Annotated in this window: 13 protein-coding genes; 4 read left to right on the forward strand and 9 right to left on the reverse strand. The window is 41.3% G+C overall.

What is annotated here, in order from left to right:
* The first annotated feature begins 177 nt into the window (after positions 1-177).
* The 3 genes from DACET_RS06155 to DACET_RS06165 all read left to right on the forward strand — a co-directional run bounded on the left by DACET_RS06155 (position 178) and on the right by DACET_RS06165 (position 4,509).
* Positions 178-1,341, forward strand: a complete 1,164-nt coding sequence (locus tag DACET_RS06155; protein ID WP_013010518.1) for a THUMP domain-containing class I SAM-dependent RNA methyltransferase — start codon at positions 178-180, stop codon at positions 1,339-1,341.
* A gap of 88 nt (positions 1,342-1,429) precedes the next feature.
* Entirely contained in the window at positions 1,430-1,648 is a 219-nt protein-coding gene (locus DACET_RS06160) for an acetolactate synthase large subunit family protein (RefSeq protein ID WP_013010519.1), read from the forward strand.
* Positions 1,649-1,692: 44 nt separating this feature from the next.
* The gene (locus DACET_RS06165) at positions 1,693-4,509 is read left to right on the forward strand and encodes a DEAD/DEAH box helicase (protein WP_013010520.1); all 2,817 of its coding nucleotides are present in this window, start codon (positions 1,693-1,695) and stop codon (positions 4,507-4,509) included.
* Here DACET_RS06165 and DACET_RS06170 read toward each other — a convergent pair.
* From DACET_RS06170 to DACET_RS15485, 6 genes are all read right to left on the reverse strand, one after another.
* On the reverse strand, positions 4,495-6,165 hold the full coding sequence (locus DACET_RS06170; protein WP_013010521.1) for a Na/Pi cotransporter family protein: 1,671 nt from the start codon (positions 6,163-6,165) through the stop codon (positions 4,495-4,497). The genes DACET_RS06165 and DACET_RS06170 overlap by 15 nt on opposite strands.
* 98 nt (positions 6,166-6,263) lie before the next feature.
* A complete protein-coding gene (locus DACET_RS06175) occupies positions 6,264-7,982 on the reverse strand; it encodes a sensor histidine kinase (RefSeq protein ID WP_013010522.1) in 1,719 nt (572 codons plus the stop codon).
* Positions 7,979-8,650, reverse strand: coding sequence for a response regulator transcription factor (locus tag DACET_RS06180; RefSeq protein ID WP_013010523.1), 672 nt, complete (start codon positions 8,648-8,650; stop codon positions 7,979-7,981). The genes DACET_RS06175 and DACET_RS06180 overlap by 4 nt, the downstream gene beginning before the upstream one ends.
* A gap of 1 nt (position 8,651) precedes the next feature.
* On the reverse strand, positions 8,652-9,332 hold the full coding sequence (gene phoU, locus DACET_RS06185; RefSeq protein WP_013010524.1) for a phosphate signaling complex protein PhoU: 681 nt from the start codon (positions 9,330-9,332) through the stop codon (positions 8,652-8,654).
* Positions 9,333-9,482: 150 nt separating this feature from the next.
* On the reverse strand, positions 9,483-10,205 hold the full coding sequence (locus tag DACET_RS06190) for an RNA methyltransferase (RefSeq protein ID WP_013010525.1): 723 nt from the start codon (positions 10,203-10,205) through the stop codon (positions 9,483-9,485).
* 6 nt (positions 10,206-10,211) lie between these two features.
* Positions 10,212-10,904 carry a lytic transglycosylase domain-containing protein gene (locus DACET_RS15485; RefSeq protein WP_013010526.1) on the reverse strand — a complete coding sequence of 231 codons (693 nt, stop codon included), beginning with the start codon at positions 10,902-10,904 and terminating at the stop codon, positions 10,212-10,214.
* A 110-nt stretch (positions 10,905-11,014) separates the two neighbouring features.
* Between DACET_RS15485 and sfsA the strand changes: the two genes are divergently transcribed.
* Entirely contained in the window at positions 11,015-11,719 is a 705-nt protein-coding gene (gene sfsA, locus DACET_RS06200; RefSeq protein WP_013010527.1) for a DNA/RNA nuclease SfsA, read from the forward strand.
* Here the strand turns inward: sfsA and holA are convergent.
* The 3 genes from holA to leuS are packed head-to-tail and all read right to left on the reverse strand — an operon-like array spanning position 11,697 to position 15,620.
* Positions 11,697-12,602 carry a DNA polymerase III subunit delta gene (gene holA / locus DACET_RS06205; RefSeq protein WP_013010528.1) on the reverse strand — a complete coding sequence of 302 codons (906 nt, stop codon included), beginning with the start codon at positions 12,600-12,602 and terminating at the stop codon, positions 11,697-11,699. The two genes, sfsA and holA, sit on opposite strands and share 23 nt — an antisense overlap.
* Positions 12,586-13,068, reverse strand: coding sequence for an LPS assembly lipoprotein LptE (locus DACET_RS06210; RefSeq protein WP_013010529.1), 483 nt, complete (start codon positions 13,066-13,068; stop codon positions 12,586-12,588). Before DACET_RS06210 ends, holA begins: the two co-directional genes overlap by 17 nt.
* Positions 13,068-15,620, reverse strand: coding sequence for a leucine--tRNA ligase (leuS, locus tag DACET_RS06215; RefSeq protein ID WP_013010530.1), 2,553 nt, complete (start codon positions 15,618-15,620; stop codon positions 13,068-13,070). The genes DACET_RS06210 and leuS overlap by 1 nt, the downstream gene beginning before the upstream one ends.
* Positions 15,621-15,708 lie beyond the last annotated feature (88 nt).

Raw genomic sequence — 15,708 nt, forward strand, 5'->3', positions numbered from 1 at the left:
GGTATGTTGTGTTATTATAAGAACAATATTTTTGTTTCAGTATTGTTCTTTTTGACAGCAAAAATTTAACAATAGAAAAGCGTAATATAAGTGATTAGGGAAACTGATCAGGTTTCTCTGGTAATAATACTTTCATTTTTAATTCTTATGCAGTATATTCCAAATCCGGTGGTGAACATGAACTTTAAAGAGAAAAGCGAAATACTGATAACCTGTCCGAAAGAGATACCTCAGTACCTCGAAAAAGAGATCAAAGCACTTGGCTTCCCTGTCCTTTATACAAGGAAAGCCGCAGTGGCAACAGAGGGCACACTTGAAGACTGTATGTTTCTTAATATGCACATAAGAACAGGGCACAGAGTGCTTTACCTGCTTGAGAAGATGCGTGTGCAGAATGGGGATGTTCTCTATAAAAATGCTAAAAAGATCAAATGGGAAGAGATAATACCTATTGACGGATACTTTAGCGTCTCGTCTGCTGTGCTCAACACTACCATCAAAGACACGAGATTTGCATCATACAAGCTAAAAGATGCGATAGTAGACAGACTGCGTGACACAAAAGGCAAACGCCCTGATTCCGGTCCTGACGAAGAGAAGACGGTAATCTTTCTCTACTGGAAAGAGAATGACTGCTCTATATATATAGACACATCGGGTATCCCGCTTACCAGAAGAGGCTACAGGAAAAACCCGCTGAAGGCCCCTATGCAGGAAACTCTTGCTGCTGCCGCTCTTATGGCCGCTGGTTTTGACGGTACTGTCAATCTTGCAAACCCTATGTGCGGAAGCGGGACGATTCTCATCGAAGCTGCAATGATGGCAACTAATACCCCTTCAGGCGCTTTCAGAACAAATTTTGGTTTTATGCATCTTATTGGATATGATCATAAAGTTTTTGATAAAATATGCAACGAAGCTGCATCTAAAATCAAAAAATGTGAAATTAAGCTTTCCGGTTCAGACATAAGCCGTGATGCTGTACTGGCATCAAACATGAACATAGGCAATGCAGGATTTTCTAACCTGATACACATACAGAGATGTGATTTTCGTGAAAGTCACATTCCGAAAGGCGGAAAATTTCTGCTGATAGTAAACCCGGAGTACGGAATGCGTATGGGGGATGAGAAAAACCTTGAAGGAACCTACAGAGATATTGGAGATTTCTTTAAGAATAAGTGTCAGGGCGGAAAGTGTTTCATCTTTACCGGAAACCTTGGATTAGCCAAAAAAGTTGGTCTCAAGGCTGACAAGAGACACGTTTTCTGGAATTCTAACATAGAATGCAGACTGCTTGAATACGAGGTTTATGAAGGTTCAAAGAGGTTTGACGACTGATATCACGGGGCGATGTCACTTAACATTTGCAAAAACAGCCGTGTGAGTTATAATTATATATATAAGAATAGTTTAAGGTGGTTTAACAATGTTAAAGACTGGTTCAATCCTGTTTATCATCTCCCTGATTCTCGGGTTTAAATTCAAGATATTTCAGCTTATAGCTCTTATTATCGTTGCTGTTTACGCTCTTGTGATCCCATATTACTTTCTAATAATGAAGACATGCCGTAACTGCGGTGTTAAAAACCCTCCTTTTAAAGAGGTTTGTCCTGTTTGTGGTGAGAAGGACTGGAAACGTCGTTAAAAGAAGTTGACCACGCTGGTGAGACTGTTTAGAATCTCTGACAAATGAACAAAATTGAAAAGATAGTCTCCCATATCAAAAATAGTAAAGTCGGCGGATCCATAGCTTTCGAACACGTATTTTCAGAAAAAAAAGCGGATCTTTGCGGACTGGACATTATAGAGTCACAGATTATAAGGGATTCTGTAGCAGACAGCGGTATTCCATCACTTTTTACACATCAGTCAGAAGCATATCAACAGGTAAAATCCGGACGTGATGTTCTTATCACTACTCCCACATCTTCCGGTAAGACATTATGTTACAATCTGCCGATTATTGAAGACATGTATCACAACAGGAATGTTACAGCACTTTATCTCTTCCCTCTGAAAGCTCTCGGGCGTGACCAGATGCGGCATCTTGAGAATTTTCTAACGAATATTCCCCTTGGAGAAGGTATCGGTCTTGCTGTTGTGGATGGCGACACAGATAAAAAAGTACGTAGAAAAATTCAGAAAGACAGACCTAACATAATCTTCAGCAATCCGGATATTCTGCACTATGCCGTTTTGCCTAAAAGGAACGAGTGGGCAGATTTTCTGAATAATCTCAAATACATTGTAGTGGATGAACTTCATACATACCGGGGTATATTCGGCAACCATGTGTATAACCTTTTTGCACGTTTTATGCGTCTTTATCCACATGTTCAGATAATAAGCTGTTCGGCTACGATAGGTAACCCGAAAGAATTTGCAGACACTATGTTTTCAAGAGATTTCTACCACGTATCCAAAAGCGGTGCCCCCTCCGGTAAAAAGCATTTCCTGTTGATAAACTCAGACCTTCCTGTTGTAAGCATTTCAAATTATCTGCTTAAAACTAATCTTGAAGCAGGGCTTAAAACGATATGTTTCACCAAATCAAGAAAACAGACAGAACGGATATTTGCTAACCTGCTCGCTGCTGATCCGGGATATGGAAAGACCGTTTCATCATACCGTGCAGGCTTTCTGCCGGAAGAACGGCGTGAGATTGAAGCTGATCTCGCAGAAGGACGGCTGAAGGCTGTTATATCCACCTCTGCATTCGAGTTGGGTATTGATATCGGCGGTGTTGACTGCACAGTTCTTGCAGGATATCCGGGGTCTCTTATGAGCCTCTGGCAGAGGGCAGGGCGAAGCGGGCGGAGGGGTGAGGACAGTCTGGTTATTATGATTGCGGGCTTTGATGCTCTTGACCAATACTATGTCAAACATCCAGAAAAACTTTATGATGCCGCATTCGAAAATGTTGTTATAGATACGGGGAATGAAATAGTTAACACTGCTCACATCCGCTGTGCTGCATACGAAAAACCTATTGAAGAAACAGAAGAATATTTTTTAAAACACAGAGCTGTAATTGAAAAAATGGTTATGGACAGCATCATTTTCAAAGATGAAGAGAATGAACGGTACTTTACGCTGGTCAGGTATCCATACGGGGATGTTGATCTTCGCATGGCAGGTGATAACTATAACATTTATTGCGGAGATACGCTGATAGCTACTGCATCGGGCAGGCGTGCCTATATGGAAAACTTCAAAGGAGCTGTATACATGCACCGTGGGAACAGCTTTATAATACGCAACGTTGACAGATCGAAAAAAAATATAAAGACAGAACCTTTCACCGGAAATTATTATACCATGCCCACAACGGATAAGAATACTATGGTTGAAGCTACTTTCAGTCGAAAAGAACAATCAGGCATGGCTTCCGCTTTTTGCGGGCTGAAAGTTACCGAACAGCTCACAGGGTTTCAGCAGATATCAAGCAGGACAGGTGAAAAAATAGCTGATGTGGAGCTTGAGGAATCACCAATTCAGTTTTCTACAAAGGGGATGTATGTTCTTGTCCCGGACAGCATAAGAAAGCTTATACTGGATGCAGAGCTTGATTTTATGGGAGCGATACATGCATTTGAGCACGCTATGATATCAGTTGTCCCTACATTTTACCTTGCCAGCCGTGATGACATCGGCGGTATATCTTATCCATATCATCCACAGCTTGGCGGTGCTGCTGTTTTTATGTATGACGCTTATCCGGGGGGAATAGGTATAAATGAACGTGTTTATGATCGGTTTACTGAAGTTGTTGAGCGCACTCTTGATCTGGTCGAGCATTGCGAATGCGAGTCTGGATGTCCAGCCTGTATATACAGCCCTAAATGCGGCAGCGGAAATTACCCTCTGGACAAAGCAGGCGCTGTTATGCTTATGAAGGCTCTTCTCTCCGGCAAACATCTTCCGTCTGAAATACCAGAGATAAAAGAACAGCCGAGGACTGATGTTCTCGTATATGACATAGAGACAAAACGCTCCGCAGATGATGTCGGCGGATGGAATAACGCTCATAAAATGGGGATATCTGTCGCTGTAGTCTATTCCTTTGAAAATGATGTATATGAAACATATACCGAAGAGCAGGCAGAGGACTTTATCGTTCGCCTTGAAGGCGCGAAGTGCATTATGGGATTCAACAATATAGGCTTCGACAACAAAGTTATCACAGGATACCGTGTACCGGATTTTAACAAAACAATGGTCTTTGACATCCTTGCAGATGTGCGTGCAAAAACCGGACGCAGATTCTCTCTGGATAATATGGCAGGGACAACTATAGGCGCAGCAAAAACAGCAGATGGTCTTCAGGCTCTCCAGTGGTATAAAGAGGGGAAGATAGATCAGATTATTGAATATTGCAAAATGGATGTTGAGGTGACAAAAAACCTCTTCCTGCACGGGGCTGAAAGAGGCTTTGTGAATGCTCTGTTAAAAGAGGGAGCTGTTATACGGATTCCTGTGGAATGGAACTCCCTAAGCCTTATGTAAGGTTTCGTCTTTAGAATACATCATGACCTGTGCGATGTTGTAAACATGGTCGCCGATCTTTTCGAGATTATTAATTATATCAACAAAAACTATGCCTGAATTGATTTCACAATTACCTTTGGACAGGCGTTTCATATGATTGTTTTTAAATTTTTTACGCATATTGTCAATGAGGTCTTCGTCCGATGTGTCCAAAGTTGTAATTGACCCGGGGTTATTATAGAAATGGATGGTTTGTTCTGTGAACCTGAGAACTACGTCCATGAGATTAAGAACTTCCTGCTCGGCATCATGGCTGAAGGAGATATCTTTTTTAAGCATCTTGTCTTTAAATCTTGCTATATTTTCGACATGGTCACCGATTTTTTCGAGGTTATGTATAACGTGGGTCAGGTCATTGATTATATGAGAAGTTCTTTCAGAAATGTTCTGCTGAGTGAGGAGTGTTAAAAAAGCTGAAAATTCGTGGTTTAGTTCGTCCAGCTTAGCCTCAATCTTTTTGACTTCCTTTAGCTTAGAACAGTTGGTGACTAATGCTTCCTGAGTTAGTTTCAGCATTTCTATCGGAAGTTTAGACATCTCCTCGACTTCTATTTTTGCCTGAGCTATTGCTATGGATGGGGTCTTTGCCATGTTATCATCCAAGCGCAAGAGCTGACCTTTCTTCTTTTTCGGTTCTGACTTTATTACTCTTTCACAAATTCTGGCAAGTATGTGTATGAATGGTAGAAATATCACCATATTTATAATATTAAATGCTGTATGCAGGTTTGCTACGTGCCTTGCTATATAAGGCTTTGTACCATCAGCAGCAACAAAGTCCACTGCGCCGGGGGTGTAAAAATCTATGAATTTTATAAGAAAACTTAAGAAAATGAGCATGTATGCAACACCGAAAAAATTGAGCAGGAAATGCCCGAATGCTGCTTGTTTAGCAGTTCTGCTCCCTCCTAGTGCCGCAAGGTTGGCTGTGATGGTTGTACCTATGTTTTCGCCTAGAACCAGCGCAGCCGCCGCGTGGAAATCGAGAAGACCGGTTGAAGCCATTGCTATAGTGATGCCTATTGTGGCAGAACTACTTTGAACTATAACTGTCAGAATTGCACCGGCAGCCGCAGCTGCAACAGGGTTTACAGACAGGTAAACGAAAAGGTCGGCAAACTCCTTTGCTTCTTTAAGAGGTATGAAAGCCTGTTTCATTACTGAGAGACCGAAGAAAAGCAGACCGAAGCCTAATATTATTTCACCATAGTATCTTTTTCTCGCATCTTTTGAAAAGAGTGCGAGACCAACGCCTAAGCCTATGGCAGGCAAAGCGAATTTCGTTATCTTAAATGCTATGAGCTGTGCGGTTATGGTTGTGCCTATGTTTGCGCCGAGAACAACGCTGAGAGCCTGAAACAGGTTCATGAGCCCTGCGTTGACAAAGCTTACAACCATTACTGTTGTTGCTGACGAGCTTTGTACTATAACTGTGACAAGTGTTCCTACCAGAACACCGATGAATCTGTTTGACGTGAATTTTTCAATAATGTTTTTAAGACTTGATCCGGCTGTTTTCTGAAGTCCCTCCGACATCAGTTTCATACCGTACAGAAAGAGTCCTAGCCCTCCGATGAAGCCGAATAGGATGGCTCCCCAGTTCAGTTCGTGCATACCAACACCACCGCTTTATTAAGTCAGCGATAGGATAACTACGTGTCAGAAAAATGCAAGAAAAAAGTAAAAAAGTTATGTGTCAAATAATTGTTAAATTAAGATTCTTCTTCAATAGGAGGCTTTTCCTTGAGTTTGATTATAAAAGTGTTTCCGCCTTTCTGATTGTTGATAACTTTAGCATTTCCTCTGTAGAGAGTGGCTATGTGTTTGACTATGGAAAGCCCAAGTCCCGTACCTGTATCTTTTTGGTTTTTAGCTTTGTCCATTGTGTAAAAGCGTTCAAAAATCCTTTCCTGTTCTTTAACGGGGATGACGGGACCGTGGTCTTCAACCTTTACTACAACGTAATCATCCTCTTTGACCACAACAAGGTGTATATGGTCACCTGTAGAGTATTTCATAGCGTTATCTATAAGGTTAGTGATAATGCTCATTATGTGTTCTCTGTTTATGAATATTTCGTCATTGCCTGTATCAACCTGAACTTGTTTTTGTCTGTCTGTATAGTAATTTGCAACTTCATCGCGAAGGTCAGCGAGAATAGTTGGTTCTTCAACTGTAATGCTGTCCTGAAGCATTTCGAGTTTATGAAGCTTGAGTATGTCGTTTATCAGGATATTAAGCCTGTTTGAGCTGTTGTAGATTATTTTTATAAATTTGTCGTGAAACTCAGTGTCCATCTCCGGATCGTTCATTATAGTTTCAGAATAACCCATAATCATTGCCAGAGGTGTTTTAAGTTCGTGGGTGATATTGCCGATCAGTTCTGCTTTAAAGTTTTCATATTCGGCTCTTTCTGTAATGTCAAAGAATACAACAAGCTTTTCTTCTTCAAAAACTCTGACATATATCTCATATATTTTGCCTTTATGTTCTTTCTGGAGCCGGCAGTCTTCGTTATGTGACACAACCTCGGAGAAGAACGATAGGGCAGCGATGTTATTCGTCTGAGTCAGGACGTTTTTTCCATGCTGGAGCTGGACTCCGAGATTTTCTATTGCGGTGTCATTGTAATGTTTGACATTATTTTTGTTGTCGAGCAGAACAATCCCTTCGTCAAGTATCGAAAAGATGTGGTTCAGTTTGATCTTTTCTTGTTCCAACTGTTTGGTTTTCTGGTTCATAGAGCTGTATATTCGATATATTACACTGACAAGTTTTGTTATTGTCTTGTCTCTGAAGGAGGGGAAGTATATCTGTGTATCGCCGGCTTCTATTTTATCCGCTATTATGGAAAGGTGCTTTATCGGGCTGTTGATGCGCCTTGCAAGGTATATCGTCACAACTCCTATCATAAATATAAGCACAAAATAAACAGTAAGGTTCTGCTTGAGCATATCACTCTGAAGCGATTCTATGTATGACATAGGGTAGGATATGCGTACAACGAGATTGTTATTATATTTTGCTGCGTAGTAATACATACCCTGCTCAGTTGTTGTGCTCCGCCTGACTACGATGCCTGAGCCGGTTTCGAAAGCTTCTCTGACTTCCGGTCTGTTGGAGTGATTTTCCATCTGGGCAATTTGAGCCTGTTCATAGTATGAGTCATCAACGACAAAACCGTCTTTGCGGATTACAGTTATCCTTAGTTTAGAATTTTTAGATACCGTTACAAATTTATCATGAATGTGCTGATCAAAAGAAGTATTAAGGTCATATCCCTTAAGGATTTCTGCCTTAGAGACCATTTCTGACTGTAGCTCTTTCTCTGCCGACTGGATTGTCAGTTTATTTGTGATATTCCATGTGATCCCCAGCATAACAGCAATGGGGATATAGATTATAAGGAAAACTTTTATGAGTGATCTCATATATCTGCTCTGTATCCTATTTTTGGTACTGATTTTATAAATGAACCCCTTGTGCCCAGTTTTTTACGAAGGGATGAGACGTGAGTGTCCACTGTTCTGGTGTAAACGTCAGATTCATACCCCCATACAGCGTTAAGTATCTGGTTTCTGGTGAAAACCCTCTTCGGATGTTTCAGCAGAAGCTGAAGGAGTTCGTATTCTTTGTTGGTCAGGCTGATCTCCTCGCCGTCTACGGTGACAACATAGTTATTGGTGTCTATGTTTATGCCGTTGATCGAAATCACCTTAGACTTGATTGCAGGGTTTCTGCGGAGGATAGCGTTTATCTTTGCTATTAGGATTTTTATGGAGAATGGTTTTGTGAGATAATCATCTGCGCCCATTTCAAGACCGTTGATTATGTCCTGTTCAGTGTTTTTCGCTGATATTATTATTATGGGGACGCCTGAATATTTCTTGTTGTTCCGTACGATCTGAAGGAACTGCATCCCTTTAAGCCCCGGCAGCATAAGGTCCAGCAGGATGATGTCCACATCGTTGTTTTCAAGGTGGATAAGTCCTTCATTTGCGTTGTCAAAGCATATTGTTTCGAAACTCTCTTTGCCGAGGTTATAAGAGATAAGGTCTCTTATCTCTTCATGGTCTTCAATAACAAGGACTTTAATCATATTAATTTTCCTCTTCGGTTTCTTCAATATATGTGTGTCTGATAATTTTTCCTTCAACCATGTAGTAAACCATCTCTGCGATGTTTGTCGCGTGGTCTGCCACACGTTCCAGCCTTCTGGATACGTTCATTAAGGAGAGCACAGTATGTAGTGTTTTGATGTCTTCCATGGAGTAGGTGAGCAGTTCTCTGATAACCTGATCATTAAGCTGGTCTATTGTGCTGTCTCTCTTAATAACATCGAATGCAAGCTTGGTGTCTGCGTCAAAGAATGCCTGAAGAGAGTCATTGATCATCTTTACGGCATTTTCAGCCATTTTAGGAAGGTCGATATAAGGTTTAAGCTGGGGGGTGTCGTTTATCTGGAGTGCTTCCCTGCTTATGCTGACACAGTGGTCACCGACACGCTCCAGATCGATTATTATCCTTGATGCTGTTATGATATACCGCAGGTCAACTGCTTTCGGCTCAAAAAGTGCCAGCATCTTTATGCAGTGTTCATCAATGTCAACATCCAGCTGGTCAAGGTGCTCGTCCTTCTCGACTACTTTTCTGGCAAGGTCAGAATCCCTGTCTACGAGAGACCTGATTGATTCCGACACCATAGACGATGCCATAGTAGCCATCTCTGCCAGCATCCCTTTAAGCTGTACATATTCCTTTTCATGTCTGAATATTGTCATTGATTAACACCTCATGTGAGTATCTGTATATTATAATGTCTATAAGACGATACAGCAATCTATCTTAATGATACGAATTAAAAATACTCAATAGCTGTAAAGACTCTGTGAAAATAATGTCAATTAATTGTAAAATAGTAAAAAGAGGGGTTATTTTTTGATTTTATTCAGAAGATATGAGTATCTGGATATACTTTTACCGAAGACAGAGAGCATGAGTTCTGCCTCTCTTTTGGTAAGCCTTTTAGATTCTATCATCTGTCTTATCTCTTTCCAGATATGGTCGGGGTTCTGGTCGTTAAAATATTCTATTAGCTCCAGATGATCTTTTATTCTTTGGAGAAGGGTGCCGATGGTATTTCTGTCGGCATATTCAGCTTCAGCTTCTTTGTCAGGTTCTATATCTTTTATCTGCCACAGGCTAACAAGTACAGCCTGAGCGAGGTTCATGCTGATGTAGTCTGCGCTTGTGGGGAGGCTCACTCTGTGTGCGCACGCTGAAAGCTCTTTATTGTTCAGCCCGCTGGCTTCGTTGCCGAATAGCAGCCCGACTTTAAGCCCTGTTGATACTGTTTCAGATACAAAGTCTTTTAACTCTTCGTAAGGCAGGTTGTTTGTGCTGAAAGGGCTTCTGGGGGTAAAACCTATTACAACATCACTTGTACTTATCAGCTCTTCGAAAGTTTCCGGATGATAAGCATTTTCAAGGATATCTGATGCATGTACGGCAAACTTGAGGGCATCTTCATGGTTATATGGTACTGTACCGGTATATGAAAGTGAGCTGAAACCTGTGTTTGCCATGGCTCGGGCGATGAAGCCGAGATTCACAGGACCTTCCAGACGTGATAAGAGAACGTTTACCCCTTTCAAAATATATCAGACCCTGCCTGACTTGCTCAGGATATAGCTATAATTACGCATGACACTGCGGTAATATCTGTTAGGCAGAACGTTGCCGGTTTTTATCCTTCTGACAAGATTTGTTGGGCCCATGTTGTAAGCTATGAGGGCATACTTTTGGTTGTCGAACTTGTTAATCAGGTATGAGAGGTAGCTGATGCCTATTGTGATATTTGTCTGTGGTTCGAAGAGTTCCTGAGTGCTTGTAAGCTCTATGTGGTCGTGCATTGAGGAAACGTACTGAGCGGTGTTAGGCAGTATTTGCATAAGCCCGATCGCTCCTTTGTTTGAGACAATGCTTTTCCTGAAGGAGCTTTCAGTCTGTATTACTGCAAGTACCAGAAGCGGGTCAAGGTCATTATCCAGAGACTCTTTAGCTATCAGATAGGCGAAGTCCATTGTGTTGTATGAGCTTGTTGTGCTGCCCATGTCATCTAATACGTTTTTGATGTCCAGCACGTGTGCCATAAAGGACATTTTATCCTTTTCATGTTTAAGTTCGTTTTTCGTATTGATGTACTGGTCAGATTTTTCCATAGTTTTTTCGCTGAGCTTTTCAACAGTATTGCCCATCTTGAACAGATAGACTACATTAAAAGCGGCGAATGCAGAAAGTACGACAGCAGACATTATGAATGCTGAAGTAAAGCGTTCAAAAGTTTTTTTCATATTTGTTTAGATTCTCGTTGTTTTAGATTTTTGATCATGTTGATGGTTGTAAAAATAGTCATATAAATTTTTTTTGTAAAGTAAAAAATACGTCAAAGGAGCCCCATAAGGTGTACAAATACCCCAAGTTATTGAAAGCAAAGTTTATTAAAAGATACAAAAGATTCTTTACGGATGTAGAAACATCAGGAGAAATACTCACTGTGCATAATCCTAATACAGGCTCAATGAAATGTATTGTGAAAGAGGGGAGAGATGTTCTGATCAGCGAGTCGGACAACCCTAAAAGAAAGCTGAAACATACTCTGGAGGCTTTTCTTATTGATGGTGAATGGATACTGACGAATACTATCCTTATGAACAGAATAGTGAAGCACGGCATTCAGGATGGCGAAATACCTGAACTCGGTGTGATAAGCTATCTTAAAAGTGAATACAAGTATGGTGACGGGCGGATAGATTTTCTGGTGGAGTGTGAACTAGGGAAGTGTCTCATAGAGGTAAAGAATGTCACTATGTTTGATGAGGATACTTGCATTTTTCCTGATGCTGTTACTGAGCGCGGTAAAAAGCATCTCGGGCTGCTGGTGAAGTCCATTGAAGAAGGCTATACCCCGATCATGTTTTATGTGTGTCAGATAGACAAACCATATTTCCGTCCCGCATGGGAGATAGACCCTGCATACTCAGCGGCTCTTTATGATGCGGTTGATAAGGGTGTTCGTGTTGTAACCCTGCATACAGTTTTTGATGAAGAAGAGGGGACTGTTTTCCTCGAGAAAGGCGGGGAGCTTATAAAGCGGCAACAAGCCTGAGCATGTAATTCTGTGTGGATATCTGCCCTGTTTTGTTCTTGTAGTCCAACTCAGCAAAAAGCCCGTAAAGCCTTATAAGGTCTTCGTGGCGCCATGCTCTTACACCCGCTTTCAGTTTATCCAGCATCCATGGACGGTTTTCTTTTACCTGTTCTTTAAGATTGATGTATAAGTAAAGCTCTCTCATTCTTTTGAACAGGAGACTTATCAGTATGTTGAGGTTCTCTCCGGAAGATATAAAGCCGTCCAGCATAACATTGCATACATTTCTGCTGCGTGCAGTATAGGCGTCGATAAAGGTGAATATACTGTCGTGCTTTCTGGCTGTTACAGCCTTTATGACATCTGCTGCGGACTTAGGCTTTTTATAAGCAAAATAGAGAGTCAGTTTTTCTATTTCGTTCGTAATTTGTTTCAGGTCGCCTTCGAATATTTCGTTTATCTCTGCTGCACTTGATGAATCTATTCTGAAATCAGCATCGGCAAACATCTGAAGTATTTTACCTGTCAGATCATATTTCCTTGCCTTCTTTTCGATTTCAGTTTCAAAGCCGGCTTCTTTTAAAGCCTTGTTTATCTCTTTGGAAATTTTCAGTTCAGGAGTCAGGAATATGAGGTGGGTTTCCACACAATCTTTGCATTTGGTTATGACATCAGCAGCATTTTTGATCTTGTGAGCAGATTTGACTATTGCTGCTTTGTTCTCCTGAAAGAGGGAAGCGGAATTTATGAAATTAAAGAAAAATTCAGGATTGAAGTCCTCAGCAGAGAAGCCTTCTGTTTCGCAATCCTCAATGGAACCGAGTATTTTTTTAAGCTCCTGCTCCTGAAAATAATCGCTTCCGGCTATATATTTAAATTTCCCATCACTTTTCGAAGGCATTTCTGAAATCCGTCATAATCTTATTAATAGCATCATCAACAGCTTCGTCCCTGTTTGATCTTGTCTCAGACATTGAAGACGTGTTGGCGTAATCCTCGGAAGCGTTAAAAGTCCTCATGAAGACTTCGTCACCTTTTTTGTCTTCGATCAATATCCTTATAGACATATTTGCATATGCAGTTGTAGTGGTTGAGGATGAGGACGCACCGGTAAATTGCAGTGATGTAAGCGTAAATTCACCAGTATAGTCTGCATTGTTTTCAGATGCGAGAGCGTTTATAGTCGCCAGATAAAGGTTAATAGAGTCTTTAAACTGAGATGTAACTTCTATTTCGCCTGATTCGTTTGCAATGACTGACGGGAAGATTGTAAAAGCCGCTTTTTTACCTGTTATAACAATTCTATATCCGCATCCGGTCATGATTATCAGAGCCAGCAGAGCTGACAGAACGGCTTTCTTAGTCATTATTTCACCACAAAGTTTACCAGTTTGTTTGGTACATAGATTTCTTTTATCATATTGAGCCCTTCGATATGTTTCTGAACATTTTCATTCTGTTTTGCAGTTACAAAGACCTCATCTTTGCCCATGTTGCGGGGGATATCAATTTGTCCCCTGAGTTTTCCATTTACCTGTACAGCAACTGTGATTTCGTCTTTCTGTGTGAGTTTTTCGTCAAACGAAGGCCAGTCGCTCCTTGATATGTGACCTGGCAGCCCTGTCATCTCGTAAAGTTCTTCCGCTGCGTGAGGTGTAAATGGGGCCATAAGCTTCATCAGTGTCAGTATAGCATCTTTGAAGTGCGTTTTGTGTCCATCCTGTATTTTTGGCTCAATGGCATATAGGTTATTCACAAACTCCATCATAGCTGCAACACATGTATTAAGCTGATATCTTTCTATATCTTCTGTAACTTTTTTTACAGTGACGTTAGTATGAAAGAGTATTTCTTTTGTTATATCATCTTCTGTGGAGGTGGGGAGCTCTTCCTTAAATAGGTTTACATTGTTTTGTATAAGTCTCCAGACCCTGTTTATGAATCTGAAAGAGCCTTCCACAGCAGTATCACTCCACTCAAGTTCCCTTTCCGGTGGGGAGGCGAATAGTATGAAAAGCCTTGCTGTATCTGCTCCGTACTCTTGAATGAGTTTGTTTGGATCCACAACATTCTTTTTGGATTTGGACATCTTTTCAACACGTCCTACAGTAACGTCTTTACCGCATTTGGAGCATTTGCCGTCTGTCGAATCTTCAGGGAAGAGCCATCCATGATCAGGACATTTGTATGTTTCTTTGCATACCATCCCTTGGGTAAGGAGCCTTTTGAATGGCTCGTCTATATTTATATAACCGAGGTCGCGGAGAACTTTTGTGTAAAAACGGGCATAGAGCAGGTGTAGTATAGCGTGTTCGATACCGCCGATGTACTGGTCAACATTCATCCAGTAATTAGCCTGATCTTTATCAAAAGGCGCAGTGTCACAGTCAGGTGATGTGTATCTCATGAAATACCATGAAGACTCCATAAATGTGTCCATAGTATCGGTCTCTCTCACTGCTGCGCCGCCGCATTTCGGACAGGTAGTATTTTTGAAGCTTTCGACTTTGTCCAGAGGGTTTCCTCTCATGTCCGGGTTAAAGTTCACATCAGGGAGCTTCACCGGAAGCTGATCCATAGGAACCGGCACTGTGCCGCATTTGTCACATGAGATGAACGGAATTGGTGCCCCCCAGTATCTCTGGCGTGATATCTGCCAGTCCCGAAGGCGGTAGTTGATTGTGCTCTCACCTATGTTCTGGTCGTCCAGCCAATCAATAATCATTTTTTTAGCATCCTCATTAGGGATACCGTCAAACTGACCGGAGTTAACAAGTTTGCCTGCACCGGAATAGGCTTCTGTCATTGTTTCCAGAGAGAGCTCTTCTTTGGGCTGTATAACTATTCTGAGGTCACATCCGTATTTTTTCGCAAATTCGAAGTCGCGCTGGTCGTGTGCAGGGACAGCCATAACTGCACCTGTACCGTAATCCATAAGGACAAAGTTTGCTATATATATAGGCATATCAATGCCTGTGACAGGGTTGAGAACATATCTCCCTGTGAAAAATCCTCTTTTTTCTTTATCATCATCCATTCGGCTTATCTTGTCGTCTTTGAGAATAGAATCTATGAAAGCCAGTCCGTCTTTCTCTTTCTCTGTACCTGCGAGAAGAGTTTTTACAATAGGATGTTCGGGGGCGACAGACATAAAAGTAGCACCGAAAAGAGTGTCAGGTCTTGTTGTGAAAACAGTTATTTTATCATCTATATCTTTGATCTTAAAGTCGATTTTTGCACCGTATGATTTGCCTATCCAGTTGGATTGCATGGTGAGAACTTTCGAAGGCCAACCTGGGAGTTTATCAGTATATTCCAGAAGTTCATCAGCATAATCTGTTATTTTGAGATACCATCCGTCCAGCTCTTTTATAGCAACCTCGTTGCCGCATCTCCAGCATGCACCGTCTTCAACCTGTTCGTTAGCGAGGACAGTGTTACAGTCGTCGCACCAGTTCAGGTGGGATTTCTTTTTATAGATTAGTCCTTTTTCCCACATCTCAATAAAGATTTTCTGCTCCCATTTGTAATACTCGGGATCACATGTGGCAATTTCTCTGTCCCAGTCATACGCAAGACCGAGTTTTTTGAGCTGCTGTTTCATGTAGCTGATATTTTGTTTTGTCCAGACAGCGGGGTGGGTTGAATTTTCTATAGCTGCATTTTCAGCGGGCAGTCCGAAGGCGTCCCATCCGATAGGGTGCAGTACATTGAGCCCCTGCATGAATTTATATCTTGAAATAACATCCCCGATAGCATAGTTGCGGACGTGCCCCATATGGATTTTACCAGAAGGGTACGGAAACATTTCAAGGCAGTAGAACTTTTCTTTGGTATCGTCCTTTTCTACTTTAAAAAGTTTTTCGTCCTCCCAGATTTTCTGCCACTTGGTCTCTATGCCCGCAGGGTTGTATTTCATTTGTTCCTCCTGAATATTGAAGACGTAAACTAACATAACTGTTCAGTGCTTATCAAGTATTAAACGTTTAATTTAATATATGATATAC

The sequence above is a fragment of the Denitrovibrio acetiphilus DSM 12809 genome, assembly GCF_000025725.1.
GTDB lineage: Bacteria > Chrysiogenota > Deferribacteres > Deferribacterales > Geovibrionaceae > Denitrovibrio > Denitrovibrio acetiphilus.